This is a genomic window from Corallococcus sp. CA049B (assembly GCF_003611685.1).
Classification (GTDB): domain Bacteria; phylum Myxococcota; class Myxococcia; order Myxococcales; family Myxococcaceae; genus Corallococcus; species Corallococcus coralloides.
Genome location: NZ_RAWC01000406.1, coordinates 1 through 2,816, shown reverse-complemented (window position 1 = coordinate 2,816; position 2,816 = coordinate 1). Strand labels below are relative to the sequence as shown.

Genomic DNA, 2,816 nt, shown 5'->3' with positions numbered 1-2,816 from the left:
GCCTTGGGCGCCGCGGCCGGAGGGGCCGACGGGGCCTGGGCGTGCGCGGCGGCGGTCAGGAGCAGGGCGGCGGCGAGGAGCGGTCGCATGGGGGCGTTCTACCCGAATCCCGGGAAGCCCGGCAGCGCGCCGAGGGCACCCCCGGGTCGTTCGCGACATTTTCTTGACGGGATCGCCGGCTGTGGGAGTTTGCCGGTGCTACAGGCGTGTTGCGAACGGAGGTCGAAGTCACCATGGGTGCGGCGGTCGCGAGCTGGCAGACACTGGAGAACGTCACGGTGGAGTGCACCCACTGCGGCGTGATGATGACACTCCAGCCCGGAACCCGGGTGAAGTACTACCGGTGCGGTTCATGCCACCGCTGGGTGTCCAGCACCTACAGCGAGGTCTTCCGCGCGGACGCGAAGATGCGCACGCACCCGGTGAAGGACACCGCGGACGCGGACGCGCGCTTCGTGGAGGTGAAGGACCGGCTGGACAAGTGGCTCTCCGCCGTCCAGGAGCAGTGCCCGTACCAGACGCTGGGCGTGTCGCCGTTGGATACGCCGGACGTGATTCGCGCGCGCTTCCACGCGCTGGCCCTGGAGCGGCACCCGGACCGGGGCGGCTCCGCGGAGCAGATGCGCGAGGTCAACGACGCCTACGAGCGCATCCTCAAGCACCGTCAGCGCAAGCGGCTGGAGGCCATGGCGTCCGGCACGTCCACGCGCGCCACGCCCGCGTCCGTCCTGCCCGCGCGCAACAGGTAGAACCAGAAGAGGACTCCCAGCGACAGGCCCAGCCCCACCTTGGCCCAGGTGGGGAACAGGTGGCCCGGGGAGATGAAGCCCTCCACGAAGCCGATGCCGGCGAGGAAGGGCGCGCAGCCCACCACCAGCTTCACGGCTTCACGGCCGCGCGCCTGGAGCGCCTGCGCGCGCGGCAGCTCGCCGGGGTCGATGAGCGCCTGGCCCACCATCAGCCCCGCGCCGCCCGCGATGACGATGATGGACAGCTCCACGGGCCCGTGCGCGGCGATGAAGTCCAGGAAGCCCGCCGCCATGCCCTCGCGGAAGCACAGCGCCCCCACGGCCCCAATCAACACGCCGTTGTTCACGAGCGTGAAGACGGGCCCGATGCCCAGGAGGATGCCGGACGCGAACGCGAACAGCGTGACGGTGAGGTTGTTGGTCGCGATGCCAGAGGCCACGGCGTTGGGCGGCGCCACGGACAGCAGGTCGTCCGTCCACATGCGCCCCTGCGCCACGTAGCGCCGCACGCCCTCCGGCACCAGCAGCTCCGCGCCGCGCGGCTCCAGCGTCACCACCAGCGCGCCCAGCAGCAGCCCCAGCACCAGCAGGCCCGCGCTCACGCCCACGAAGCGCGCCTCGCGGCGCAGGGTGGCGGGGAAGTCCCGGCGGAAGAAGTCGCGCGTGGAGGCCCAGCGCTCGCGCGGCGGCTGGTAGATGGCGCCATACGCCTGCGCGCACAGCTGGTTGAGGAAGCGGTGCGCGTCCGTGCCCGGATAGAACGTCTGCGCCTGCGCCAGGTCCGCGGCCGCGCGCCGGTACAGCGTGTCCAGCGTGCGCAGCTCGGCCAGGCTCAGGCGGCCCGCGCGCTGGCGCGTCAGCAGGGCCTGGAGCGCGTCCCAGTCCGGCCGGCGCCGCGTGACGAACGTGGGCAGGGGCGCGGCCATGTCAGTGGACCGCCTTCGCGCGCGTGCGCAGGAAGGCCTCCGTGGCCTCCGGCGACTGGAGCACCCGCGTGCGCTCCTCGTCCGTCAGGGACGCGCCCACGCGGTCCACCAGCCTCGTGCCCAGCCGCCGCCGCACCTGCGGCTCCAGGCCGGGCGCGCGCGCGAGGAACGCCAGCACCAGCTCCACGTCCTCCGCGTCCAGCGGGCGCTGCACGCTCGCGTCCGTGGCGGGCGCGTCCACCGGGGGCGCCTGCGTGTACTTGTCCAGGTCGATGGCCTCCTCACGCACCAGCACGGTGCCGGCGAGCATGTCGCCCAACCGGCGGTGGCGCGAGTCCAGCAGCATGGTGATGCAGCCGGTGGCGTAGAGCACCGGCAGGAAGTCCACCGCCCGACACAGGTTCCTCACCGCGCTCTCGAAGAAGCCCACCGGTGAGCCATCCTCGCGCACCACCCGGATGCGCAGCGCGCGCTTGCCGGGTGTCTGTCCATGGAAGAAGACCTCCGCCACCGTCCAGTACAGCCATTGCGTGGCGAAGAGGCCCACCGCGAGCAGTGTCTGCGTGAGCCCCGACAGCGCCTGGAAGGCCCCCAGCACGTCGGAGACGAGCAGGGTGATGACGAAGTAGAGCGCCACCCAGAAGAAGAACAGCAGGCTCGCGTCCACCAGCCACGCAAGACAGCGGTAGCCGATGCCGGCCACGGGCAGGGACAGGGCCACCCGCTCGGGCGTGGCGACGTCGACATGGGGTGCGGGGGCGGAGGGAGTCATGCGCGCGGGACGCACAGCATACGCCTTTGCCATCCAGGACGCGCCATCCGCGCGCATGCGGGCGCTGCCCTCGGGCATGGGACGAAACACCGGGTAAAACATCCGAATGTGGACGCGGAACGGATGTCCCAGGGGCGACAGCGATCACGACCTGACGGACGAGGCCCTGGATTTCCATGCGTTCCATGCGCAATTGACAGTCCTGCGCGGGTCCGTTCGCATGAGGCCTTGGATGATGTTAGTACTACCCGGTCACTTGAAGGCGGGTGGCAGGCGTGATCTACGGTCGGGATGACACCCGCGCAGCTCAAGAAGCTGGACGAGGCACTGGGCGCCTACCTTGAGGAGATGGTCGCCGGCATGGGGCGA

General features: G+C 71.1%; 3 protein-coding genes. 1 reads left to right on the top strand and 2 read right to left on the bottom strand.

The window, feature by feature from the left end; translation table 11 throughout:
- Nucleotides 1–233 precede the first annotated feature (233 nt).
- A complete protein-coding gene (locus D7W82_RS39165; protein WP_120623118.1) occupies nt 234–749 on the top strand; it encodes a J domain-containing protein in 516 nt (171 codons plus the stop codon).
- On the opposite strand, the gene D7W82_RS39160 is transcribed toward D7W82_RS39165, so the two are convergent.
- Together D7W82_RS39160 and D7W82_RS39155 are read right to left on the bottom strand one after the other, a co-directional pair.
- Nucleotides 665–1,675: a stage II sporulation protein M gene (locus D7W82_RS39160; protein ID WP_120623117.1), complete on the bottom strand. Its 1,011-nt coding sequence runs from the start codon at nt 1,673–1,675 to the stop codon at nt 665–667. The two genes, D7W82_RS39165 and D7W82_RS39160, sit on opposite strands and share 85 nt — an antisense overlap.
- Nucleotide 1,676: 1 nt before the next feature.
- The gene (locus D7W82_RS39155) at nt 1,677–2,447 is read right to left on the bottom strand and encodes an RDD family protein (RefSeq protein ID WP_171427338.1); all 771 of its coding nucleotides are present in this window, start codon (nt 2,445–2,447) and stop codon (nt 1,677–1,679) included.
- Nucleotides 2,448–2,816: the final 369 nt, after the last annotated feature.